Annotated in this window: 24 protein-coding genes; 14 read left to right on the top strand and 10 right to left on the bottom strand. The window is 64.6% G+C overall.

The features are described from left to right. Positions 1–112: 112 nt before the first annotated feature. Positions 113–1054 carry a DUF6602 domain-containing protein gene (locus AWC31_RS14645; protein ID WP_085144917.1) on the bottom strand — a complete coding sequence of 314 codons (942 nt, stop codon included), beginning with the start codon at positions 1052–1054 and terminating at the stop codon, positions 113–115. A 1067-nt stretch (positions 1055–2121) separates the two neighbouring features. Continuing rightward, positions 2122–3099 (bottom strand): NAD-dependent epimerase/dehydratase family protein, encoded by a 978-nt coding sequence (locus tag AWC31_RS14650; protein ID WP_085144918.1) that lies wholly within the window; start codon positions 3097–3099, stop codon positions 2122–2124. 122 nt (positions 3100–3221) lie between these two features. Here AWC31_RS14650 and AWC31_RS14655 point away from each other — a divergent pair, with 122 nt between their 5' ends. The 3 genes from AWC31_RS14655 to AWC31_RS14665 all read left to right on the top strand — a co-directional run bounded on the left by AWC31_RS14655 (position 3222) and on the right by AWC31_RS14665 (position 5971). After that, the gene (locus AWC31_RS14655) at positions 3222–3668 is read left to right on the top strand and encodes a MarR family winged helix-turn-helix transcriptional regulator (RefSeq protein ID WP_207626360.1); all 447 of its coding nucleotides are present in this window, start codon (positions 3222–3224) and stop codon (positions 3666–3668) included. Positions 3669–3760: 92 nt separating this feature from the next. Next, positions 3761–5206 (top strand): DHA2 family efflux MFS transporter permease subunit, encoded by a 1446-nt coding sequence (locus AWC31_RS14660; protein WP_067856440.1) that lies wholly within the window; start codon positions 3761–3763, stop codon positions 5204–5206. Between the two features lie 12 nt (positions 5207–5218). Then, positions 5219–5971, top strand: coding sequence for a 5'-methylthioadenosine/adenosylhomocysteine nucleosidase (locus tag AWC31_RS14665; protein WP_085144919.1), 753 nt, complete (start codon positions 5219–5221; stop codon positions 5969–5971). A gap of 10 nt (positions 5972–5981) precedes the next feature. On the opposite strand, the gene AWC31_RS14670 is transcribed toward AWC31_RS14665, so the two are convergent. Genes AWC31_RS14670 through AWC31_RS14685 form a run of 4 tightly spaced genes read right to left on the bottom strand, consistent with a single transcriptional unit; the run spans position 5982 to position 10104 of the window. Then, positions 5982–6422: a DUF5078 domain-containing protein gene (locus tag AWC31_RS14670; protein WP_085144920.1), complete on the bottom strand. Its 441-nt coding sequence runs from the start codon at positions 6420–6422 to the stop codon at positions 5982–5984. Continuing rightward, positions 6415–6750, bottom strand: coding sequence for a DUF732 domain-containing protein (locus AWC31_RS37855; protein ID WP_085144921.1), 336 nt, complete (start codon positions 6748–6750; stop codon positions 6415–6417). Before AWC31_RS37855 ends, AWC31_RS14670 begins: the two co-directional genes overlap by 8 nt. Then, entirely contained in the window at positions 6750–9647 is a 2898-nt protein-coding gene (locus tag AWC31_RS14680; RefSeq protein WP_085144922.1) for an MMPL/RND family transporter, read from the bottom strand. Before AWC31_RS14680 ends, AWC31_RS37855 begins: the two co-directional genes overlap by 1 nt. Before the next feature lie 31 nt (positions 9648–9678). Further along, on the bottom strand, positions 9679–10104 hold the full coding sequence (locus AWC31_RS14685) for an MmpS family transport accessory protein (protein WP_067856458.1): 426 nt from the start codon (positions 10102–10104) through the stop codon (positions 9679–9681). Between the two features lie 203 nt (positions 10105–10307). Between AWC31_RS14685 and AWC31_RS14690 the strand changes: the two genes are divergently transcribed. From AWC31_RS14690 to AWC31_RS14710, 5 genes are all read left to right on the top strand, one after another. Then, positions 10308–10979: a TetR/AcrR family transcriptional regulator gene (locus AWC31_RS14690; protein WP_067856462.1), complete on the top strand. Its 672-nt coding sequence runs from the start codon at positions 10308–10310 to the stop codon at positions 10977–10979. A 204-nt stretch (positions 10980–11183) separates the two neighbouring features. Then, positions 11184–12233, top strand: a complete 1050-nt coding sequence (locus AWC31_RS14695; protein WP_085145458.1) for an alpha/beta fold hydrolase — start codon at positions 11184–11186, stop codon at positions 12231–12233. A gap of 31 nt (positions 12234–12264) precedes the next feature. Continuing rightward, positions 12265–13011, top strand: coding sequence for an SDR family oxidoreductase (locus AWC31_RS14700; protein ID WP_110775097.1), 747 nt, complete (start codon positions 12265–12267; stop codon positions 13009–13011). A 12-nt stretch (positions 13012–13023) separates the two neighbouring features. After that, a complete protein-coding gene (locus AWC31_RS14705; protein WP_234816860.1) occupies positions 13024–13842 on the top strand; it encodes a hydroxypyruvate isomerase family protein in 819 nt (272 codons plus the stop codon). Between the two features lie 44 nt (positions 13843–13886). After that, positions 13887–14831: a mechanosensitive ion channel family protein gene (locus tag AWC31_RS14710; RefSeq protein WP_085144924.1), complete on the top strand. Its 945-nt coding sequence runs from the start codon at positions 13887–13889 to the stop codon at positions 14829–14831. Positions 14832–14898: 67 nt separating this feature from the next. On the opposite strand, the gene AWC31_RS36855 is transcribed toward AWC31_RS14710, so the two are convergent. Together AWC31_RS36855 and AWC31_RS14715 are read right to left on the bottom strand one after the other, a co-directional pair. Then, positions 14899–15048: a hypothetical protein gene (locus AWC31_RS36855; protein WP_110775098.1), complete on the bottom strand. Its 150-nt coding sequence runs from the start codon at positions 15046–15048 to the stop codon at positions 14899–14901. Between the two features lie 278 nt (positions 15049–15326). Then, the gene (locus tag AWC31_RS14715) at positions 15327–15905 is read right to left on the bottom strand and encodes a TetR/AcrR family transcriptional regulator (protein WP_085144925.1); all 579 of its coding nucleotides are present in this window, start codon (positions 15903–15905) and stop codon (positions 15327–15329) included. A gap of 74 nt (positions 15906–15979) precedes the next feature. Here AWC31_RS14715 and AWC31_RS14720 point away from each other — a divergent pair, with 74 nt between their 5' ends. Further along, positions 15980–16804 carry an alpha/beta fold hydrolase gene (locus AWC31_RS14720; RefSeq protein WP_085144926.1) on the top strand — a complete coding sequence of 275 codons (825 nt, stop codon included), beginning with the start codon at positions 15980–15982 and terminating at the stop codon, positions 16802–16804. Between the two features lie 13 nt (positions 16805–16817). Here the strand turns inward: AWC31_RS14720 and AWC31_RS14725 are convergent, their stop codons facing one another. Next, entirely contained in the window at positions 16818–17360 is a 543-nt protein-coding gene (locus AWC31_RS14725) for a putative immunity protein (RefSeq protein WP_085144927.1), read from the bottom strand. 75 nt (positions 17361–17435) lie between these two features. Then, entirely contained in the window at positions 17436–18962 is a 1527-nt protein-coding gene (locus tag AWC31_RS14730; protein ID WP_085144928.1) for an APC family permease, read from the bottom strand. Positions 18963–19124: 162 nt separating this feature from the next. Here AWC31_RS14730 and AWC31_RS14735 point away from each other — a divergent pair, with 162 nt between their 5' ends. The 5 genes from AWC31_RS14735 to AWC31_RS14755 all read left to right on the top strand — a co-directional run bounded on the left by AWC31_RS14735 (position 19125) and on the right by AWC31_RS14755 (position 23368). After that, on the top strand, positions 19125–19865 hold the full coding sequence (locus AWC31_RS14735) for a FadR/GntR family transcriptional regulator (protein ID WP_067856484.1): 741 nt from the start codon (positions 19125–19127) through the stop codon (positions 19863–19865). Then, positions 19862–20593, top strand: coding sequence for a PDC sensor domain-containing protein (locus AWC31_RS14740; protein ID WP_067856487.1), 732 nt, complete (start codon positions 19862–19864; stop codon positions 20591–20593). Before AWC31_RS14735 ends, AWC31_RS14740 begins: the two co-directional genes overlap by 4 nt. Before the next feature lie 136 nt (positions 20594–20729). Next, positions 20730–21932: a cytochrome P450 gene (locus tag AWC31_RS14745; protein ID WP_067856490.1), complete on the top strand. Its 1203-nt coding sequence runs from the start codon at positions 20730–20732 to the stop codon at positions 21930–21932. Positions 21933–21956: 24 nt separating this feature from the next. Then, positions 21957–22145 (top strand): ferredoxin, encoded by a 189-nt coding sequence (locus tag AWC31_RS14750; protein WP_067856493.1) that lies wholly within the window; start codon positions 21957–21959, stop codon positions 22143–22145. Beyond that, the gene (locus tag AWC31_RS14755) at positions 22145–23368 is read left to right on the top strand and encodes an NAD(P)/FAD-dependent oxidoreductase (protein ID WP_085144929.1); all 1224 of its coding nucleotides are present in this window, start codon (positions 22145–22147) and stop codon (positions 23366–23368) included. The genes AWC31_RS14750 and AWC31_RS14755 overlap by 1 nt, the downstream gene beginning before the upstream one ends. Positions 23369–23399: the final 31 nt, after the last annotated feature.

Consider the following 23399-nt stretch of genomic DNA (forward strand, 5'->3'; position numbering starts at 1 on the left):
GCGGATATCCTGGGGATCGTGAGAGCCGACCGTTATGTGTCGCGGGTGGACCGCTTGCTGGCTTCGGCGGTGACGATTTTCCGGACGCTGCACTCACGTCGATCACCTTCGGCTAGTAAGCCCACATCCAGTCACGCCCGATGCGAGACTCTCGACGAACGATCTCTGCAATCTGTGGAGTCGTTACTTCAGCAAGGTTGAACCTGCCGAACGACAGACCACCACTCGTGGGATAGGTGTTGGTAATCCTTAACCCATCCGCCAGCGGTTGGAGCGTCGGATCATTGATAGCCAACTTAGACCACAGTGACCCGATGAAGTGAGTGAGAGGCGATAGCGGCTGCGGGTCGTCATACTTGTGCCGCATACCCGAGAGGACAAAGGCTTCCGTGCCAATCAGTTGGTGCACGAGCTGATCCGAATTCTTCAAGAGCTTCTCGGGTATTACGGACGTTGACCGACTCCAGTATCCGAGGTCTGCGATACACAGCATGTCCAGGCCTTCACGTGGAGCGTTCACCTTGTCGCGATCGCGCTCATTTAATAGATTCTTGATCTTCTCTTTCGGGTCGGGTGCGCTCTTCCATTCATGTGATTCGCCCAGTAGCCCGAAAAACACAGGCGGCGCTAAATGATGACGGACCGTCTGATCGCGTACCTTCATTCCGCGTCGGAGGACCATGCCATCCTCGTAAGCTTCATCGAGAGCTTTCCGGGTGATCGTGCGCTTGACGCTGAATGCCGCCGCTAGACCTGAGGCAAGGACGCTGGCTTTCTTCCGTAGGCCGCTCGGGTAGTGCGGGTAATAGACGACGAGATCCTGCTCCTTCGTGACCGCAGGTCCATCCTCGGTTTCGAGAAGTATGTATTTGCGCTTGCCGATCTCATATTGCGGCGGCAGCCAGTCGGCCAAGACTTCCTCCCAACGCGACTCGACTCGATGGCCTGCCTGCTGAATGTTTTTCGGCTGGCGAGCGAGGTCCTGCTCACGTTCGTACGACTCCACGATGGAGTTGTTCACGTCTTCAAGCCACTGATGATGCTCGTGATCCATCGGGCGATCGTAATTAGCAGTGCCGACAATCACTGATACAGACCAGTCCGAATTGAGCTCTTCGTGTAGCGGCCCAGCCTATGCTTCGCCCCTGCCTCGGCGTATGGCAAGTGAGACGTTCCGGCAGTAGCAGCGCGACCAGCGCATGGCCCCGTACATCGTTCCGATTAACCAGTTTGTCTCGGCGCTTCAAGACCCAGCTCAAGGTCGGCGGCTGCCGGAAGGTTATCCTGGCGCACGCCGGAACCGATGCGCTTGTGATCTAGGTGCTGGGCGATCCCGGGGCGGGGCCTCCCGAGACTCAGGGCTGGACGGGTTCAGGTACGCGCGTCGATAACGATGATCCGACGGCGCGGCGGCAGCTCGAACTGTTTGAGTAGTCCGGCACCTCGCTCCGCTGTGTTCTTCCCTTAACACCTACCCGTGGTACATCAACCGCGCGCCCAATGCAGCCGAGCGCGCTGCCGGTGGTGCGGTTGCTCAAGTTGGTCGAGCTGGCCCAGGACTGCCGCGTTGTGCTAGTGCAGGGCAAAGGCTGCCGATGTTGGCCACGGATCCTCAAGCCCAACCCAGGCTGAGCGCGATCGAAGGATCGAGGCAGCGGTCAGTATTCATCCCGGCCGGCGGGCACTGTGGGCCTCGTTGCCTGGGCCAACCGCCGTGCTGACTGCATGTGGCGTCTGTGCGGGGTGCCTGCCCTCCACAGGTTATGTAGCAATGAGCGCCGACCGCACTCCCTACGCACCCACCGCAGGGGTGTGAACGGTTTTGTGAAGGAAACGTGGCTGAACTCCTGAGATCGGGCCGTATCAGGTGAGACGGGTGAGAACCACGAACCGGCATCGACTTGCGGATACGAGAAGCTGAAGCGGCATGAGACAGCCACCGGCTAGGGTCATAACCCAGAGGTCGCAGGTTCGAATCCTGTCCCCGCTACTAGCGAGAATGGCCCTCGGACGAAAGTCCGGGGGCCATTTTCCATGGGCTGCGTACTCAACTCAGCGTGGGCGTACGCGCGACGCGCATAGAACCGCGTTGAGCCACAGGCCTATTCATCGGCACAAGAGCTACCGCGCCATCTCAAGCATGCCCGCGTCGAGGCTGACTCGCGGTTGGTACCCGAGATCTGCACGCGCTGCGCTGATGTCGTAGATGCGGTCGCGGCCCATGGTGGCGATGAGCCAGTTGGTGAGCGGCGGTGGCGTGCGTCGGCGGAGAAGGCGGGCAGTGCCGTCCATGATTGCTGCGAGCGGCGCGGCGATCGCGAGTGGGATGCTGCGGCTGCCGGCGATGTCGACGCCTTGCGTGTCGAGGAGTGCGGTGAAGAAGTCGCGGACCGGCATCGGGTTGCCGTCGGTGATGTAGTAGACGCCACCGTCGCGACCGCGCGTGAGCGACAGCACGACGGTGTCGGCGAGGTTGTCGACGTGGACGTAGTCCATGAGATGGCGGCCACCGTCGATCCACATCCATTGCCCTTTCTTGGCGGCCTCGACCGCGTCGGCGATCGTGGTGAGCCCCGAACCCCAGATGAAGGGCGGGCGCAGGATCACCAGGCTCATGCCCGGTGTAGTGACGCTGCGTAATGCGTTCTCGGTGGCGAGTTTGACGCGGCTGTAGGCGATGTTGGGTGTGCCGTTGTCGGTGTTCTCGTCGACCACGGTGGCGCGTTGGCTGCCGATGGAGACGCCCGCGGCGCTGATGAGTACGAACCGGGACACTCCGGCCTGTGCGGCCGCGGCGTGCAAGGCGACGGTCGGTTCGTGGTTGTCGGTGCGGAAACCGTCATCGGGCCCCCAGAACTCCATGCGGGCCGCGGCATGCACGACGGCCTCGACATCTCGCAAGCGATCGAGCCAAACCGCCGGGCTGCGACCGGACAGTTCGGCCAGGTCACCGCGTACGGGCTCGGCACCCGCATCGGTCACCGTCCGCGCGCTGGCAGTCGATCGGGCCAGCGCCAGGACGGTGTGACCCTCAGCCCGTAACTGGCGGATCACGTGTTGGCCCACGAAGCCGCTTCCGCCGGTCAGGAAGATACGCATGAAAGACTCCTCATCATCGATGGCGATGCATTCGCATAGATGTATCGAAACCAATACATCGATATAGATATATTGACGTGAATGCATCGACGCGTCAAGACATGCGCGAAGAAAGGTGCGAGATGGCAAAACAAACCGACGGCAAGAACATGGAGCCGTCGGCGGTCGAACTCGCCGACACGTTCGGCCGGGTCGCGAAGATCCTCGGCCGCAGGTTCGACGAGCGACTGGCCGAGGTCGGCGTGTCCGTCCCGCGGGCACGGGTACTTGCGGAGGTCGTGCGGCTGGGGCCCATCCGCGTCACCGATGTCGGTGCGGCAGTCGGCATCGCGCAAGGCACGGCCTCGACGCTGCTTGAGGCGCTCGTGCGTGATGGGCTCGTGGCGCGTTCCGAGGACTCCGCCGATCGGCGCGTAACAAAGATGGTCGCGACTCCGAAAGGCGTGCAGCAGGCAGAGTTATGGCTGCGGGCCTACGAGGCCGCCGCCGAGGAGTTGTTCGCGCCGCTTCCGCGATCCCGCTGGACCGAACTCGTCGACATCATGTCGCTCCTCAGCAGCCAGGACTGAGCGCCACTGCGCGAAAAACGATTTTCGGCCCCAAGGTTTCACACATACCCTGGGGAGCCGCGCAGACGAAGTCGGGGGAGTAGGGAGAGGTAATGACGACGGGCCCGAGCACGGGGGAGACGGTGACGTTGCAGCGTCCCCAGCCGAGCGCCAATGTGATCATCGCGCTGCTGGTCGGTTCGGCGTTCGTGATGATCCTCAACGAGACGATCATGAGCGTCGCGTTGCCTGCCCTGATCGTCGATCTCGACATTGCCGCCAGCACCGCGCAATGGCTGACGAGCGGCTTCCTGCTGACGATGGCCGTGGTGATCCCGATGTCGGGCTCGCTGCTGCAACGCTTTCCGGTGCGCGGCATCTACCTGACGTCGATGGGCTTGTTCTGCACCGGCACATTGGTGGCCGCGCTCGCGCCCGGTTTCGCGGTCCTGCTGGTGGGCCGGATCGTGCAGGCGTGCGGTACCGCCGTGATGGTGCCGTTGCTCATGACGACGGTCATGACGCTGATTCCCGCTGAACGGCGTGGGCAGACGATGGGCACCATTTCCATCGTCATCGCCGTCGCGCCGGCAATCGGGCCCACCTTGTCGGGGTTCATCCTCGGTTCGCTCAACTGGCGCTGGATGTTCTGGATCGTGCTGCCCATCGCGCTTGTGGCGCTGACGGCCGGCCTGACGTGGCTGCGTGTCGACGACGAGAAACAGGAGCCCACACCGATCGACGCCGTCTCGGTACCGTTGTCGGCGATTGCCTTCGCGGGCTTGGTGTTCGGGCTCTCGCTGATGGGTGAGTCAAGTCACGGCGAGCAGAGCGTACCCGCGTGGGTACCGATGACGGTGGGCGCCGTTGCGATGGTTCTGTTCGGCGCGCGGCAGGTGCAGTTGCAGCGACGTGATCGCGCGTTCCTCGACCTGCGCCCGTTCACCTACCGACGGTTCTCGGTGTCACTGGCGCTCGTGATTCTCGGCTTCATGGGTCTGTTCGGCGCGATCATCATGGTGCCGCTCTATGTCCAGGATGTGTTGGGGCAGAGCGCGTTGGCCGCAGGTCTGACGAGCCTGCCGGGCGGTGTGCTGATGGGGTTGGCCGGCCCGATCGTCGGCCGCGCCTATGACCGTCACGGTGCTCGGCTGCTCGTCGTGCCGGGTTCGGTGCTGTTGTGCGCGTCACTGTGGGGTTTCACGATCCTGTCGGCGGCGTCCCCGATCTGGGAACTGATCATCGTGCAGACGATCATGATGGTGGGCCTGTCGATGATGTTCACGCCGTTGATGACCGACGCGCTCGCCGTCCTGCCCGACCGGCTCTACTCGCACGGCAGCGCCATCCTGACGACGCTGCAACAGGTCGCAGGCGCAGCCGGTACGGCGTTGTTCGTGACGGTCATGACCAAGGCTTCGCAGTCCGGCGGAGCCCCGGATCTGCCTGGGGTGCATGCGGCTTTCCTGGTCGCGGCGATCATCAGCATCGCGGCCGTCATCGCGGCGTTCTTCACCGCGCCGCGCCCGAGCCCGGCCGGTGGTACGCCGACCCACTAGGAAAGAGGCGTTGTGCCCATCGGTTTGATCTCGGCGATCCCGCAGGAACTGGCTCACTTTCGCAGCGTGATGGGCGATGTCCGCGGTGAGGACATCGCTCACACGCGCTTCGAAACCGGGACGCTCGACGGCTGTGAGATCGTCCTCGCCGAGACGGGTATGGGCAAGGTCAACGCGGCCGTGGTCACGACCGTTCTGGCGCACCGGTTCGGTTGCCGCACAGTCGTTTTCTCCGGTGTCGCCGGCGGGTTGGATCCGCAGCTGCATGTCGGGGATGTGGTGATCGCGGACCGGCTCATCCAATACGACGCCGGCCTCATCGAGGACGAGCGGTTGCAGACCTACCAGCCCGGTCACGTGCCGTTCATCAACCCGACCGATCGTCTGGGTTACGACGTTGACAGCGCGGTGCTGGAGAAGGTCAAACAGGCGTTGCGTGGCCTTGAGCTGCCGCCGTTGTCGCGGCGTGCCGGCGGGCGCGGGAGAGCGGCCCAGCTCGTGTACGGCACCGTCCTGTCCGGTGACCAGTACCTGCACAGCGAGCCCACTCGTATACGGCTGCACGATGAATTCGGCGGGCGCGCAATCGAGATGGAGGGCGGTGCGGTGGCCCAGGTGTGTGAGGCGTTCGGGATCGGTTGGCTGGTGATCCGGGCACTGTCAGACCTCGCCGGCCAGGACTCTCAGTTCGAGTTCAACCAGTTCGCGGGTGAGGTGGCCGCCTCGTCGGCGATAGTGCTGCGCACACTGTTACCCGTGCTCTGATTCTGCCGACTCATCTCCAGTTCCAGACGGACATGTCGTCCGGCGGGTACTGCTGGCAGATGTCGGTGGTGTTGGCGGCGACGCCCTTGTTGTTGAAGAACAGCTTTGCCCAGTTGGGCCAGCGCCAGGCCATGCTCTCGTAGAACGCATTGGTGGCCGTGTTCTCGGAGTACTGGCGACGTCCGGCGTAGTCCAGCGAGAAGAACCAATGGATCCGGTCTCGGGCGCCTTGTTGATCGGCGGCAGGTTTGTTGTTGTAGTCGATCATGTAGCGCTCGTAGTAGACCGGTTCGACGTCGCGCGCGGCCGCCATGATCTGCTCGGCCGTGCACGGCGTCTTGAGGATCCGATTCGGAATCGGGTAATCGTCGGTGGCATCGGCCGACGCCACCCCGGGCGCCGCCGAAAGTGCCACCACCGCAGCCAGACCCGCGATCAGCCGCTTACCCACGAGCTGCCAGCTGTTCCAACACCACTCGCTTCTCCGGGCAGTAGTAGTTGACGGCAGTGCCGAGGAACTGCCACGCCTGCTCCGTGGTGCTGTCCTTGTCGAGTTGATCGGACACGAACTTCGCCGACTCATGGGCGTCGGCGTCGACACCCTGATACATCCGCTTGCACGTCAACTTCCCGATCCACGCGTTGTAATCCCTCGGCCCGTAGATCCCGTGGGTGTGCAACTCGTTGGCGAAGTCGGTGTCCGGGTCCGCATAGGCCGGTGCCGACAACGCCAGAGCCGTTGCTGCACAGGCGATCGCCGCTGCCGCAAGACGCTTCATCAGACGACCGCCTCCTGGGGATCGCGCTGGATCGGCTTCGGCCAGGGCTGTGGTACCGGCCGAGGCCGCACCCGCAGTGGCCACCAGAACCAGCGCCCGAGCAGTGCCGCCAGTGACGGTGTCATGAGCGAGCGCACCACGAGCGTGTCGAACAACAACCCGAGACCGATCGTCGTACCCACCTGGCCGATCACGATCAGATCGCTGACCGCCATGGACATCATGGTGAAGGCGAACACGAGACCGGCGGCCGTGACCACGGATCCGGTGCCGGCCATGGATCGGATGATCCCGGTGTGTAACCCGGCGTGGATCTCCTCCTTCATGCGGGACACCAGCAGCAGGTTGTAGTCCGCACCGACGGCCAGCAACACGATCACCGACATCGGCAACACCATCCAGTGCAACGGGATACCGATCAAGTGCTGCCAGATCAGGACCGAGAGGCCGAACGAAGCACCGAGGCTCAGTACAACGGTCCCGACGATGACGGCAGCGGCCGCGATCGCTCTGGTCAGCACAACCATGATGAGGAAGATGAGGACCAAAGAGGCGACCGCTGCGATGAGTAGGTCGTAGTCGGCACCCTGCTGCATGTCCTTGTACATGGCCGCAGTGCCGCCCACGTACACCGTCGACCCTTCAAGGGGAGTGCCCTTGATGGCGTCGGCGGCAGCGATCTTGAGCGGTTCGATATGCGCGGTGCCTTCTTCGGTCAGCGGATCGCCTTGGTGGAACACGGTGAACCGCACCGCATGTCCGTCTGGCGACAGGAACAGCTTGATACCGCGCTGGAAATCGGCCGTCCCGAAGGCTTCGGGCGGCAGATAGAAGAACTCGTCGTTGAGCGACGCGTCAAATGCCTGCCCCATCGCCGTCTGGTTGTTCTGGTTGGCGATGTTCTGATCCTGCTGGGCCTTTTGAGCCTGGTACTGGTTCAGCAAATACTGCTTCTGGTTCTTCATCGTCTGGATCATCGCCGGCATCACAGCCGCCATCTGAGGCGTCAGCTCTGCCATGCGGTGCAGATCCGGGACGATATCCGCGAAATCGTCTGACATCGTGCTGATGCCGTCCAGCGCGTCGAAGATCGACCGGAGCGAATGGCACATCGGGATGTCGAAGCAGTGCGGTTCCCAATAGAAGTAATTGCGCAGCGGGCGGAACTGATCGTCGAAATCGGCGAGGTGGTCACGCACCTCGTCAAGGTTCTGCGAGGTCTTGTCCATCTTGTCGGCCATGCTGCGGGTGACCTCTGCCAGCTGCAGTGTGATGCCGTAGAGCTTCTCCTGGGAGTCAATGGTCGTCTGCAGCTCGTTGGCCTGCTTGAGCGTGTTGTCCAGGACCTTCTGCTGGTAATCGTTGTTCATCAAAGTGCCTGTGCCGCTTTGGCTCATCGAGTAAGGCAGCGACGCGTGCTCGATGGGCTTGCCGTCCGGCCGGGTGATGGTCTGCACCTGGGCGATGCCGTGCACGCGGGCCATGGCCTTGGCGATCTTGTCGATCACCAGGAAATCAGCCGGGTTGCGCAGGTCATGGTCGGTCTCCACCATCACCAGTTCAGGGTTCATCTTGGCTTCGGAGAAGTGCCGCGTGGCCGCGGCCATGCCGACATTCGCCGGAATGTCGGCGGGCAGGAAGATCCGGTCGTTGTAGGTCGTGTGGTAACCCGGCAGCGTCAAAAGGCCGACGAGGGCAAGTACCACAGCCATGACCAGAACCGCACCGGGCCAACGGACCACGGCCGCACCGACCCGCCGCCAGCCGCGGGCCCGGTCCATGCGTTTGGGGTCGAGAACTTTGCCGAACCGGGTGACGATAGAGATGAGCGCGGGCCCCATCGTCAACGCCGCGGCAACCACGATGGCCATGCCGATCGACAACGGGATACCCATGGTCTGGAAGTACGGCAACCGGGTGAAGTGCAAGCACAGTGTGGCGCCGGCGATGGTCAGACCCGAGGCCAGCACGACATGCGCGGTGCCGTGGAACATCGTGTAGTAGGCCGATTCTTTGTCCTCGCCGATCCGGCGAGCCTCCTGATATCTGCCTATCAGGAAGATCGCGTAGTCGGTGGCCGCTGCGATCGCCAGCGTCACCACCATGTTGGTGGCGAACGTGGTGAGGCCGAACACATTGTGATAGCCCAGGAACGCGACGAGGCCGCGCGCTGAGGACAATCCGACCACCACCATGAAGAGCGTGATGACCACGGTGATGATGGACCGGTACACAACGAGCAACATCACGGTGATGACCGCGAAGGTCAGCATTTCGATCGTTCTCATGCTGGCATCGCCGACGGCATTCTGGTCCGTCGTCGTCGCGGCCGGGCCGGTGACGTAGGCCTTGACACCAGGGGGAGCCGGGGTGCTGTTGACAATATTGCGAACTGCTTCCACCGACTCGTTGGCCAGCGTCTCGCCCTGGTCGCCCGCGATGTACACCTGGACGTAGCTCGCCTTGCCGTCGATGCTCTGTGCGCCCGCGGCGGTCAGCGTGTCGCCCCAGAAATCCTGCACATGCTGAATGTGTTTGGTATCGGCACGCAGGGTCCGGACCATCTCGTCGTAGAACGCGTGGGCATCCGCGCCCAGCGGATTCTCGCCCTCCAGCACGATCATCACCGAGCTGCTGGTGTCGTACTCGTCGAACACCTTGCCGACGTGCTTGGTCGCGATGAGTGCGGGTGCGTCGTTGGGGCTCATCGACACCGCGCGCATCTTGCCGACTTCTTCGAGCTGTGGCACAACGGTGTTGAGCAGCCCAACGATGACCAGCCAGCCGAGGACGATCGGGATCGAGAAGGTGCGGATGAACCGCGGTAGCCAAGGCCGCGCCGAGTGGCGCGCCGGAGGAATGGAGTCGGTCGGGGTTTCGTCGGTGAACGTGCTCATGCGCGATCCGCCTTCGGGTCCTCGCTGATGCTCATGCGGCCTTCACCAAGCAATACGTCGCAGCGTTCACGCCGTGCGCCGTCCTTTCGTCTTTGACCTCGTCGTCGACGGTGACCCGGCAGCTGATCGAATCACCGTTGCCCTGCACCATGAGGTTGGGCTGTACGGACGGGATCGTCGTCTCCAATCGGAGGGTCCACGGCAAGCTGGCGGATTCGACTCGCTGCGGCAGGCCCTGTAGATCCATGTAATTGACGGTCGCTGTCGTGCCGGTGCCGAAAACCTCGTAGACGACAACCTTGGGATTGAACTTCTGTGCGGTATCGGCTCCCACCGGCGTCACCACTGCCCCATCTGAGCCGAACACCGACCGCAGGTTGCTCACGGCCACGGCGCCGATGGCGATGGCGACCACGATGAGAATCGGTAACCACGCGCGTTTGACTACGGCGTTCACGGATGCGTCCGTCTGTGCGAAGCGGCGCGGTGTCCGGAAATGGTTTTGCGCACAGGACGGCGCTCCGGGACGACGGTCACAGTCGAGCCTTTCCATATGGGTCCGCGGCCGGCCGGGACGGGACGTGTTAGCTAGGTAACCTAAACGGAAAAAGTGGATCGAGTCAATCCACTTATGATGATCATCACCTAAACTTGCGGGTCATGACCACCTATGAGCCTCAGCGCGCATTGCGAAAGGATGCGGAGCGCAACCGGCAGCGCGTGCTCGACGCCGCGCGCGAGCTGTTCGCCGAAAAGGGTCTCGAGGCGACGCTCAATGACGTGGCGCGTCACGCCAATGTCGGTGTGGGCACGGTGTACCGGCGATTCGCCACGAAGGAGGAACTGCTCGACGCGGTCTTCGAGGACGGTATCGACCAGGTTGTCGCCCTCGCGGAATCCGCTCTGGAGTACGAAGATTCGTGGGACGGGTTCGTGTGGTTCGTCGAGCACATGTGCGAACTGACGGCCACCGACCGCGGCCTGCGCGAGATGGTCTACAGCAAGGCCTACGGCGGCTGTGGGGTCGAGTCGTCGCGGCTGCGCCTCATCCCGCCGATCTCGAAACTGGTCGAACGCGCCCGCAATGATGGCCACCTGCGGCCCGATGTGGAACATACGGACATGCCGATCTTGGGCCTGCTGGCCGGCACTGTGAGCGAGTGGTCCGGCCACGTCAAACCCGAACTGTGGCGACGGTATGTCGCATTGTTGCTCGAAGGCATGCGCCGACGGGACGGGCAGCCTCGGCTGCAAGTCGAAGCACTCTGCGAGGAGCGGATGGAAGCCGCGATGCAGGGGTGGCGCCCCGCTGGGTGCCCGATGCAAAGCTGACGCACACAACCGCAGCGGCGATTTCGCCGTCTTCGCTTGACGCGGCTCGGCGAGCGTGTATGTTCAGTCGTGTTATTCCCATTTGGAAGTAACTGACTCGTCACGCCACGGAAGGTGCGACATGGCCCGCCATTGAAGCGCCTGTGGCACAAGCGGATTCAACGATTGTCGGTATCCGGTCCCATCCGCCCGAAGGAGCTCATCGTGCCGCCACCCACCGATGCCGAGTACTTCGACCTCGGCGACTTCACCCTCCAGAGCGGTTTCACGTTGCGCAACGCGCGCCTCGCGTACAAGACCTACGGCACGCTGAACGACGACAAGTCCAACGTGATCGTCTATCCCACTTGGTATTCGGGCTGGCACACGGACAACGAATGGTTGATCGGCACCGACAAGGCGCTCAACCCCGACGAGTGGTTCATCATCGTCCCCAACATGCTGGGAAACGGACTGTCGTCGTCGCCGTCGAACACTCCGGCACCATACGATCGGGCCCGCTTCCCGGCGGTGACGTTCCACGACCAGGTAGAGGCACAGCACAAGCTCGTCACCGAGAAGTTCGGGATATCCACGATCGCGCTCGTCACGGGATGGTCGATGGGTGCGGGCCAGACCTACCAGTGGGCGGTCAGCCACCCGGAGATGGTGCAACGCGCGGCACCGTTCTGTGGTTCGAGTATCACGGCGCCGCACAACAAGGTGTTCCTGGAATCGCTCATCTGCGCGCTCACCGCGGACGCCGCGTGGGCCGACGGCGATTACTCGCCGGAGTCGCTTCCCATCAAGGGTTTGCGGGCATTCGCTCGCGTGTACTCCGGCTGGGGATTCTCGCAGGCGTTCTACTGGGAAGAAACGTGGCGCGAGCTCGGCTTCACGTCATTCGACGACTTCCTCTACGGATTCTGGGAGAACTTCTTCCGCGACGGACGCGACCCCAACAATCTCATCGCGATGCTGCGCACCTGGCACAGCGGAAACGTCGGCAACACACCGGGTTTCGGCGGTGACGTCGAGAAAGCGCTGGCTTCGATCAAATGCCCGTTGCTGGCGATGCCTGCCGAGAAGGACCTGTACTTCCCGCCCGAGGACGAACAGTGGGCGAGCCAGTTCATCGCGCACGGTGAGGTACGGGTCATCCCCGGTGTCTGGGGCCACTTCGCCGGGGGCGGAGCGAACCCCGTCGACACAGCGTTCATCGATGCGGGCATCCGCGACCTGATGTCGAAGCCGGGTTATTCGCCCGCGGGCTGATTCGCATGGCCTGAGCCCATCTCAGGGCACAATCGACCACGTGCGAAAAGTCGTCGTCATCACCGGGGCAGGAAGCGGAATCGGACGGGCCACGGCGCGGGTGCTGCTGGACGCCGGCCACGATGTCGTCCTGGCCGGTCGGCGTGCCGACCGGTTGTCCGAAACAGCGCTGAACCGGCCCGACGCCCGGATAGTGCCGACCGACGTCACGGATGTCGGGTCGGTTGAGGCACTGTTCGCAGACGCGGTCGCGACATTCGGACGAGTCGATGTGTTGTTCAACAACGCCGGAGTGTTCGGGCCGTCGGCCTCCGTCGCGGACATCGACGATGAGCACTGGCACGCCACGTGGCGCACGAATGTCGATGGGGCGGTGTTCTGCGCGCGCGAGGCCGCACGGGTCATGGCGGGGCAGCTGCCGCGCGGTGGGCGGATCATCAACAACGGCTCGCTGTCGGCACACCGGCCCCGCCCGAACAGCTTGGCCTACACGGTCACCAAACACGCGATCAGCGGGCTGACCGCGTCGATGTTGTTGGATTTACGTGACATTGACATCTGCGTGACGCAGATCGACATCGGCAATGCCGCCACCGATATGACCGCAGGCTTCGGCAACCAGACCCGGCAAGCCGACGGAAGTCTCGCTGCGGAGCCGACTTTCGATGTCGAGCATGTCGCGCGCGCTGTCGCGCATCTCGTCGATCTGCCGTTGGAGGTGTCTGTCCCGTCGCTGACCGTGATGGCGCGGGCGATGCCGTACTTCGGCCGCGGCTGACGTGGGGGACGCGTGACTGCGCACTTCGTCGTCAACTGTTCGACGTTGTTCACCGATCTTCCGGTGCTGCGACGTCCGCAAGCCGCGCGCGACGCGGGCTTCGAAGCCATCGAGTTCTGGTGGCCGTTCGCCGATGCGGTACCTGGCGACACCGAGGTCGACGCGTTCGTGCGGGCAGTCTCAGACGCGGGGGTCACGCTCACGGCACTAAACTTCGCAGGCGGCGACATGGCGGCGGGGGAGCGGGGGTTGGTGTCAGATCCCCGACAGCGCAACGTGTTCCGCGACAACGTCGACACAGCGATCGGCATCGCGGAACGACTCGGCACCACGGCGTTCAACGCGCTCTACGGAAATCGCCTCGACGGCGTAGATCCACGTCAGCACGATGAGGTCGCCGTCGAAAACCTCGCGTACGCGGGCCGCGTGGCCGAACGCGTGGGCGCGGCCGTCTTGGTCGAACCCCTCAGCGGTGTCGCCGCCTACCCGCTGCGCACGGCCGCCGATGTCATCGCCGTGATCGATCGCGTCCGCGATGCCGAAGCAGTCACCACGCTGCGGCTCCTCGCGGACCTGTATCACCTGCACGTCAACGGCGACGACCTCGGCACCGTGATCGACAATTACATCCACCGCATCGGCCATGTTCAGATTGCCGACGCGCCCGGGCGTGGTGAACCGGGCTCCGGCAACATCGATTTCGCTGGACATCTCGCGCATCTGAAAAACCGTGGATATCGCGGAAACGTCAGCCTGGAGTACTTTGCCACCGGCCCGGATCCATTCGCGTGGCTACCACCGTCGCGGCGTGGCGCGAGTCCCTGGAGCTGAAACAGCCCTTTGAATGCATAGATGCAGTCCGTACGGTCGGGCATATGCATGTGTACAACCTGGCTTTCGAATGGACGGACACCAATCGACATTGGCTCATCGAAGTACCCGTGCGGATCGTCGCGTACATCGTCATCGCACTGATCGCGCGCTATGTGCTGCACCGGCTGATCGACCGGGCCACCACCGGCCGACCGCACAAGGCCGGCACGGCGCCCGACCAGGAGAAAACCAAGCCGCCGCTGCTGCGGCATTTACGCGATCGCACCCCGAAAGCGGCCAGCGGTCAGCGGATCGCCGAGCGACGCCAGCAGCGCGCGCAGACGATCGGATCCGTCCTCAAGTCGACGGTGTCGATCGTCCTGCTGGTCTGGGTCGTCCTGACGGTCCTCAACGTCCTCGGCGTCAACATCGCGCCGTTCATCGCGTCGGCCGGTGTGGTCGGGCTCGCGATCGGCTTCGGTGCGCAAAACCTCGTGCGTGATTTCGTCACCGGTGTATTCATGCTGCTCGAAGATCAGTACGGCGTCGGCGACAACGTCGACCTCGGCGACGCCGTGGGTGAGGTGCAGAGTGTCGGCCTGCGGATCACGACCGTCCGCGACATCGACGGCACGCTCTGGTACGTGCGCAACGGTGAGATCGCGCGCGTGGGGAACATGAGTCAGGAGTACGCCGTCGCGCGCATCGAGGTGCCGGTCGCGTTGACCGCTGACATCGATCGGGCCGAAGAGGTCGCAGTCGAGGCCGCCGAAGCCGCCATCGCCGACCCGTCGTTGGCCAACAAGGTGCTGGGCAAGCCCGAGATGCTCGGCGTGCAGGAACTGTCCCCCGACCTTCTCAAGTTGCGGATGACCGTGAAGACTAAGCCCAACGCGCAATGGGCGGTGCAGCGCAAGCTTCGCCGCGAGGTCTTACGGTCGTATGACGAGCACGGGATCGACCTGCCCTATCCCAGCGGGCGGTTCCAAGCCGTGGTCGGGGGATGACGGCACCCCGGAAAACAACAGAGCCGGGGCCTGTGGGCCACCGGCTCTGTAAGGCGAATCTGTCGCGTCAGCGACGAGCTTCCTCAAGCTCGTACCGCTGGGCCACTGCGATCAACTCTTCGCGGACCGTCGAGTCGGGCAGTGCGCTGATCCGTGCATACAGGCGCCGCCGATTGTTGGCACGCTTCATATTTGCGCGAAACTGCGCGAACGGCATTTCTTCTCACTCCTCGTAAAGCTCCCCGGATCGCGGGGAACCGTTTGATTCCATCGCCCACAGGCTGGGGGTCTCCCAAAATGTGGAACACTCCGATCCTCCTTGTTAATTCTGAGTAAAGCAACTTTCCCGATGTGAGTTTCACTACAGCACTTTGCGGTTCTGAAATCGCGTGCCATTTCGACTGTGTCGCCGCCACTTTCAGATTGAAATGTCGCGCAGGTCACTTACGATGACTATCGCATTACCGCACAACGCCATTCGACTGACCGAGGCCACTACTTCGCTGCGCGCACGGCATCCACGGCGGCCTGCACGCCGATGCCGGCGTCGATCATCGGCTCGGTCGACCGCAGTGTGCGGCACAACACGAACGCCCCCTCGAGAGCGGTCAGCGTGATCGCCGCCAAGCGCCGGCTCTGCTCGGAGGTGAGCTCAAGTTGCATGAACCAGTCCGCGAGCCGCGCCAGCCAGCTCTCGAACACCTCCGCGGCTTCAACGCGCAGCCGTTCGTTGGTGCTCGCCACTTCCAGGGCGATGGTCTCGATCGAACACGCCTCGCTGTAGTCCTGGGATTCCAGGAGCCGGCCCGCGTTCTCGAACAGCTGTGGGATGCCGTCGGCCGGGTCGGTCTGCGCGAGCTGTGCACTGACCAACTCGCCGTACCGCACCCCCTCGCACCGGATGACCTCAACGCTGATCGATTCCTTGCCGCCGGGGAAGTGGTGATAGATCGAACCGAAGGGCGCGCGGGAGGCCCTCGAGATCTGTTTGAGTCCGGTGGCTGCCATGCCCTGGCGCCGGTACAGCTCCGCCGTCGCTTCCAAGATCCGGTCGCGGGTCCCGATATCGGCCATGGCATCTGTCCTTGCGCGTGGTATCGGGACAGCATATCGTCAACTGAGTAGAACGATCTTTCTAGGAGCGTCGAATGCCCACGGTCGACCTGCCTGCGGGACCCGTCGCTTACGAAGACACCGGTGGTGACGGCCCCGTCCTCGTCTTCGGCCACGGCCTGCTCATGGACGGCAGGCAATGGCGCAAGGTCCTGCCGTTGCTTCCCGGGTACCGCTGCATTACCCCGACGCTTCCGATGGGGGCGCACACCACACCGATGAACGACGACGCGGTCCTGACCGAAGTCGGCATGGCCCACATCCTCGCCGACTTCCTCGACGCCCTCAGCCTCGACGACGTGACGCTGGTCCTCAACGACTGGGGCGGAGGGCAATTCGTGATCTCGGAAGGTCGCGACAAGAGGGTGGGCAAGCTGGTGCTCGCATCCTGCACGGCGTTCGACAACTACCCGCCCAAGCCGGCACGTCCGGCAGCGCTGCTGTGCCGTATGCCGGGCGGGGGATGGCTGCTGAGCAGAATGTTCGGCACGAAGTTCTTCCGGCGCAGCCGTCGGGCCTATGGCGCGATGAGCAAGAAGGGACTGCCCGACTCCCTGTACGACGACTGGTTCCGGCCCGCTGTCGAGAACCCGGCGATTCGCCGCGACCTCGTCAAGTTCGCGACCGGCGCCCCCTCGCGCCGCCGGCTGCTCGAAATGTCCGAGCAGATGCGGACATTCACCCGACCCGTGCTCGTCGTCTGGGCGCGCGAAGACCTGATGATGCCGCTTGAGCACGCGGACCGCCTGATGGCGCTCTATCCCGACGCCACCAAAATCGTCATCGACGACTCGTGGACGCTCGTTCCCGAGGATCAGCCCGAAGCGATGGCAAAAGCGTTGCGGGAGTTCGTACCGTGATCCGACTCCGGCCTCAGCGCGCGCCGCGGCGGAGTTGAGAATCCAACTGCCGCATCAACTCACCGACTCGGCCACCACCGTCCGGCGCGGGCGGGAAGCGGCGGAGGACGGCGACGACGGTCGGCGTCGCTCGCTTCGCCGCCTCATCGAGGTGAGCGGCACCGACGGCGGGATCCCCGCCCGTGACGAGTTCAGCCGCGCGTGCCGCGAATGCGCCTGCCCCGACAATGTGTTTCACTTGCGTGGCCTTCGCCAAGGGATGTAGGTAGGCGGCTCCGGCGGCGCACATCGCTGCCATCGCCGCTTCCCGCGCCGCGGCGTCGTCGGTCTCCTTGGCCGCGCGGAGTGCCGCCCATGCGGTATCGCGCAGCGCTTTCCCGCGGCGCCCGCCCCGCGCGAAATCCCACGCAGCCTCGATCGCCGCACGCGGGCGCGTGTCGTCGGGACGATCGGCCTGAAAGATCTCGAGGACGACCTCCGCGCAGCCGGCGGCGAACGCCGTAACCTCACGGAGGTCCGGCACGCTCAGGACGATATCGGTCGCGTCGGAGGTCATGACGCCATTGTGAGTCAATGCGAAACGGCCCAGGAGCGGACTCCGGGCCGTTTCGTCGGGCGACTTCGTCGGGCCTTACGCCGTCGGAACCTTGCGCGCCTCGGCCTTCTGTGGGATGGCATCGCTGAAGGGTGCGGTGCTGCGGTCGTGTAGCGGGTGAATCGTCATGTACACCAACCCGATTCCCACGACGACGACCGCAGACAACGCGACGATCCAGTTGTCGTACCACGGGGCGTCCGGGGTGCGGGGCCAGGCCATGTTGATCATCGCGGTGACGCCGTAGGCGAGGGCCGCGATGTTGACCGGCAGACCCCATTTGCCGAGCGTGTACTTGCCGCTGGGCACCCAGCCTTTGAGGCGGGCCCGCAGGGCGGCGAGCACCACCATCTGGAATCCGAGGTAGATGCCGAAGGCCGCGAAGCTGATGATCTTGGTGATCGCGTCGGTCGACACCTTCGAACCGATCACGATCACGGCCGGCACCAAAGCCGCGAGCAGCAGCGCATACGGCGGGACGTGGCGCGTTGCCGAGAACTTCTTGAGCAGCGAGCTGCCCATGATCATGCCGTCGCGGCCGTACGAGTAGGCCAGCCGGCTCGCCGCGGCCTGCAGGCTCATCGCGCAGGACAGGAACGAGATCAGCACGATGACGAGGATGACCTTGGAGCCCACCGGGCCGAACGCCTCGTTGAGCACGGTGCTCACCGGGTCGGTGTCCTCGCCGGCGATGACGGCGGGGATGTCGGCGACCGCCAGCACCAGGGCGAGACAGACGAAGGTCGCGGCGGCGCCACCGATGTAGATCGTGCGGCGCATGGCCTTGGGGATGAGACGTCCCGGATTGGGAACCTCTTCGGCGACATCGCCACAGGCCTCGAAACCGTAGTACTGGAAGACGCCGATCAGTGCCGCGGCGGCGAAGGCCCACAGGTAGTTACCGTCGCCACCGGCACCGAAGCTGTCGAACAGGACACCGAGGTTATGGTGGCGGTGGGCGATGAGCAGCCAGCCGCCCACGATCAGCGCGCCGATGATCTCGGCGCTGAAGCCGATAATCGCCGCTTTGGCAAGGACTTTCGTGCCCATGAAGTTGACGGCCGTGGCCAGTGCCAGCAGGGCGAGGGCGAATGCGATGGTGTTGTTCACGGTCGCTTCGAACCCGAATGTCGCGGCGATGAACGGGCCCGCGCCGTAGACCACGGAGGCGATGGTGACGAGCAGTGCCACCAGGTAGACCCAGCCGGTCATCCATGCGTATCGACGGCCCCACAGTCGCCGGGCCCACGGATACACGCCGCCCGCGACCGGGAACTGCGCGACGATCTCGCTGAAGATCAGTGCGACCAGCAGCTGGCCGACGCCGACGATGAGGAAGCTCCAGATCATCGGCGGTCCGCCGGTCGCCAAGGCGAACGCGAACAGCGTGTAGACGCCGACAACCGGGGACAAGTAGGTGAAGCCGAGCGAGAAGTTCGCCCACGGGCTCATGTCGCGCTTGAACTCCGACTTGTAGCCGAGAGCGTGCAGATGCGCGGCGTCGTCCTCATCGTGGTACGAGTAATACCCCTCGTCGGGGCGGTCTGGGCTGGAGGTTGACATCGCCCTACTTTCTTGGGTGATTGAGGTCACTGTAGTGAAGTAGTGCGAAAAACTACAGTCCTATTGTTTAACCGGCAACCGGAACGGCAGAATTTGTTCAAAATCGGGTAGATTGCCGACGACGGACCCTCCAGGGAGGGTGTTCGCGGAGGAGGAGCGCCGGTGTCGTCGTTGTCACCCCTCGTCGCGCCAGAGGCCCCGGTGGGCCGGGCCGACGAGATCGTGCAGCGCATCACCGAGGCGATCCATCTGGGGTTGCTCGACGACGGTGAGCGGCTGCCGGTCGAGGTCGACCTGGCCGCCCAGTTCGGTGTCGCACCCATGACCGTGCGGGAAGCGCTGGCCACTCTGCGCGAACAGGAGTTGGTCGAGACGCGGCGCGGACGCAGCGGTGGATCGTTCGTGCGGCGGCCCGCGGGCCCGCCTGTCGACCAGCTCGCCGCGCGGCTGTCTGCGATGAGTGCCTCGGACCTGCGTGATCTGTTCGACGAACACACCGCGATCGCCGGCCAGGCGGCCCGGCTCGCGGCCGAACGGGCGGCCCCGTATGTGGTGCGTCGGCTCTTCGCCTTCACCGATCAACTCGACTCGGCCACCACATTGGGCGACCGCATCCGCGCCGACAGCCGGTTTCACATCGAGGTGGCCGTGGCCTCCCAATCGGCACGGCTGGCGCGCCGGGAAGCCAACCTACAGGCCGAGGTGGCGGGCCTGATCTGGCTGCCGATCGGCCCGCCGATAGACGTCGGCGCCTATGTCGAGGAGCTGCACGCGATCGCCGCGGCGGTGGCCGCCGAGAACCCGCTCGAGGCGCGTCGCCTTGCCGAAGACCATGTGATGGGCCAGCTTCCGCGTCTGACTTCGGTCCATCTCGACCTGACGACCCAGGAATCCGCCGGATGATCGACGACACGCTGGCACACCGCCTCGCCGAGCAGGCATCGCAGCCCTTGGAGCCGATCTATGCGCTGCTCGGCCGCATCGCCGAGGTGGTCCTGCGCAGCCGCCCGCCCCGCGCCGCGCTGACCGAGGGCCACTTCAGTGGACTGCAGCGCATGCTCGCCGAGCTTCTGCAGGACGAGCGGGGCGTGTGGGGCATGGGTTTCATCGCGGCCCCGTTCGTCGTCGAAGGCCGTGAGCGCTATCTGGCCTGGTGGCAGCGACGCGACGACCGAGTGGCCCGCCTGCGCCTCAACTTCGACCCGACGAGCGTCGACGTCTACGACTACCTGCAGATGGACTGGTATCAGCTCGCGCTGCGAGGTCAGGCGCGCGTGGCCTACGGCCCCTATGTCGACTACAGCGGGTCGGACATGTACACGATCACCGCGACGATTCCGATCGTCGCCGACGACGGGACCTTCCTCGGGGTGGCGGGCGCTGATCTGGTGGTCGGCGACGTCGAACGCAAGCTGCTCGAGGTGCTGCGGCAGACGAGCGAGGACGCCGTCGTGATCAGCACCGAACGGCGGGTCATCGCCGCGAACACGCCCCGCTGGATCGTCGGTTCACGGCTTCCCGCCATGCCCACCGCGGGCCCGGCGGGCGATTCGTCGGCATTCCGCGAGGTGGCCGAGATGCCGTTGGGCATCGGCTGGGTTCTGGCGATCGCCTGGCCCGAAGCCCGCTGAGACGAGCGCTGAAACCGGCGGTGAACTCTTCGTAATCGGCACTTAACGACGAACTCGCATTCACCTATTGACATTAAGAATCTACTTCTAGAGTATTTAGTGACCATTCGGTCCCGAGATCTCGGAGGTAATCCCGATGTCGTCCACCACCCTCGGCCCCGTCCCCGTCTTCGACGTCGCCGATCCGGCGTTCTCCATCACGTCGGCCGAGGTGCACGAGGCCCGCGAGCAGAGCTGGTATGCCACCACCCCGTACGGCATCGCGGTGCTGCGCTACGAGCAGGTCAGCCGCCTGCTCAAACACCCGAAGCTGCGGCAGGGCAGCGTCGCCTGGCCTGCGCACAACGGCGTGACCGAGGGTCCGTTCGCCGAGTGGTTCGCCAGCTGGATCCTCAACAAAGAGGGCGAAGAGCACCACCGGCTGCGCCGGCTCATGAACCCCGCGTTCTCGCCCAAACTCATCGGTGGTCTGGTGCCGAGATTCCAGGCGCTGGCCAACGAGCTCATCGACAACTTCGCCGAGCCGGATCGCTGCGAATTCGTGAGCGAGTTCGCCGAACCGTATGCCGCTCGGGTGATCGCGATCATGCTCGGCATTCCCGAGGACGAGTGGCGGATCATCTCCACCGAATCGGTGACGATCGGGCTCGCGCTGGGCGTGACGCTGCGCGAGGACCTACCCAAGATCGAGGCCGCGTTGCAGCGGCTCTACACCTACTGTGACGCCCTCATCGCCGATCGCCGGAAGAACCCGCGCGACGACTTCGTCACCGCACTGGTCAACGCGTCACGCCCCGAAGACGGCAGGCTCAGTGACACCGAGTTGCGAGATGCCATGGTGCTCTTGATCTTCGGCGGATTCGACACGACCCGCAACCAGCTCGGCCTCGCGATGCAGACCTTCATGGCCAATCTGGAGCAGTGGCGGCTGCTCGCCGACCGGCCCGACCTCGGCGGCAAGGCCGTCGAGGAGGTCATGCGGGTCAACCCGACCGTTCGGTGGGTGACGCGAGAAGTGCTGGAAGACTTCGAGTACGAAGGCGCGATGCTCACGGCGGGCACCACCGTCCATCTCTACAGCGAGTCGGCAGGCACCGACCCCCGCGTGTTCGAGCCGGGCTTCGACATCACCGCTGAGCGTAAACCGCACTTCGGGTTCGGCGGCGGCGCCCATCACTGCCTCGGACACTTCGTGGCCCGCTCGGATATGAGCGAGGCCCTGCCCCTGCTGGCCCGCCGGCTGCGCGAACCCTATGAATTGCCCGGTGCCACCTGGTTGCCCGACTCGGGCAACACCGGGCCGATCCAGCTGCCCATCGGCTTCACCCCAGCCCCCTGACCGAACAGCACGAAAGGACTTTCCATGCGCGTCACCGTCGATCTCTCGCTCTGCCAGGACCATGGCCAGTGCGCCATCGCCGCCCCCGCCGTCTTCACGATGAACGACGACGGAAAGCTCGAATTCAACGGCAACCCCGATGATTCCGAGCGCGACTACGTCGAGGAAGCCGCGGACGTCTGCCCGGCCCAGGCCATCTTCATCGAGGACTGATGTCGGCCCCGCGTCACGTCGCCGTCGTCGGCGGCTCGCTGGCCGGCCTGCGGGCTGCCGAGCAACTGCGCGCGCTCGGCCACACCGGACCCATCACGGTGTTCTCCGCCGAGCAGCACTTTCCCTACAACCGCCCGCCGCTGTCGAAAGAGGCTCTCGCCAACCCTGATTCGGTGGCACCCGACGAGCTGGCCGGGCGTCTGGCCTTCCGCCGCCGGGCGAGTGTGGCCGACGTCGACTTCCGCTTCGGCGCGTACGTGCGGGGCGCCGACCTCGGCGCCCACACCATCACGGTCGACTCCGGCGAGACCGTGTCCTACGACGGGCTCGTGGTCGCGACCGGGTTGCGGCCGCGCCGGCTCACCGTGCCCGGCCCCGAGCGGGGACGCCACGTGCTGCGCACCGTCGAAGATTGCCTCGGCCTGCGCAATGCGTTGCTGGCCCACCGCCGTGTCGTCGTCGTCGGCGGCGGGTTCATCGGCTGCGAGGTGGCGGGAACCCTGAGCGCACTCGGACACCACGTGACCGTCGTCGAACCGGTCGGCCCACCGATGCAGCGCGTCCTGGGCACCGAACTGGCCACCGCGATCCAGCGCCACCACACCGCCAAGGGCATCGACTTCGTCATCGGAACCGGGGTTGCCGCGTTCACCGGCGACGAGGTTGTCACCGGCGTCGAACTCGGAACCGGCGAAACCTTGTCCGCCGACGTCGTGGTCGAGGCCGTCGGATCGGTCTGCAACGTCGAGTGGCTCGACGGCCATGGGCTCGACCTCAGCGACGGTGTCCTGACCGACAACCATCTCGCGGTCGTCGGGGCCGCCGATGCCGTCGCAGTCGGAGATCTCGCCCGCTTTCCCAACCCGCTCTTCGACGACGTGGCCCGCCGCGTCGAGCACTGGTCGATTCCGAGCGACACCGCCAAACGGGCCGCGGCGACCCTGTCCGGACGACTGGCCGGCGAGCCCGACGACACCACGCCGTTCGCACCCATTCCGGCGTTCTGGAGCGATCAGCTAGACCTGCGTCTGCAGAGCTACGGATCGCCCGCTCTCGCCGACGAAATCCGTTTCGACGAAGGCACTCTCGACGACATCACCGGCGGCGTCATCGCGACCTACCACCGCGACGACCGGCATGTCGGGACGATCGCCGTCAACCTCAGCCCCGCACGGTGCCGCGTGCTCCGTGAAGCCTTCACCGCCGTCGACGTGACGGCGTGAGAACTTCCGATCCCTTCCCAACAAAGAGGTG

The sequence above is a fragment of the Mycolicibacterium wolinskyi genome (assembly GCF_002101965.1).
Taxonomy (GTDB): Bacteria; Actinomycetota; Actinomycetes; order Mycobacteriales; family Mycobacteriaceae; genus Mycobacterium; species Mycobacterium wolinskyi.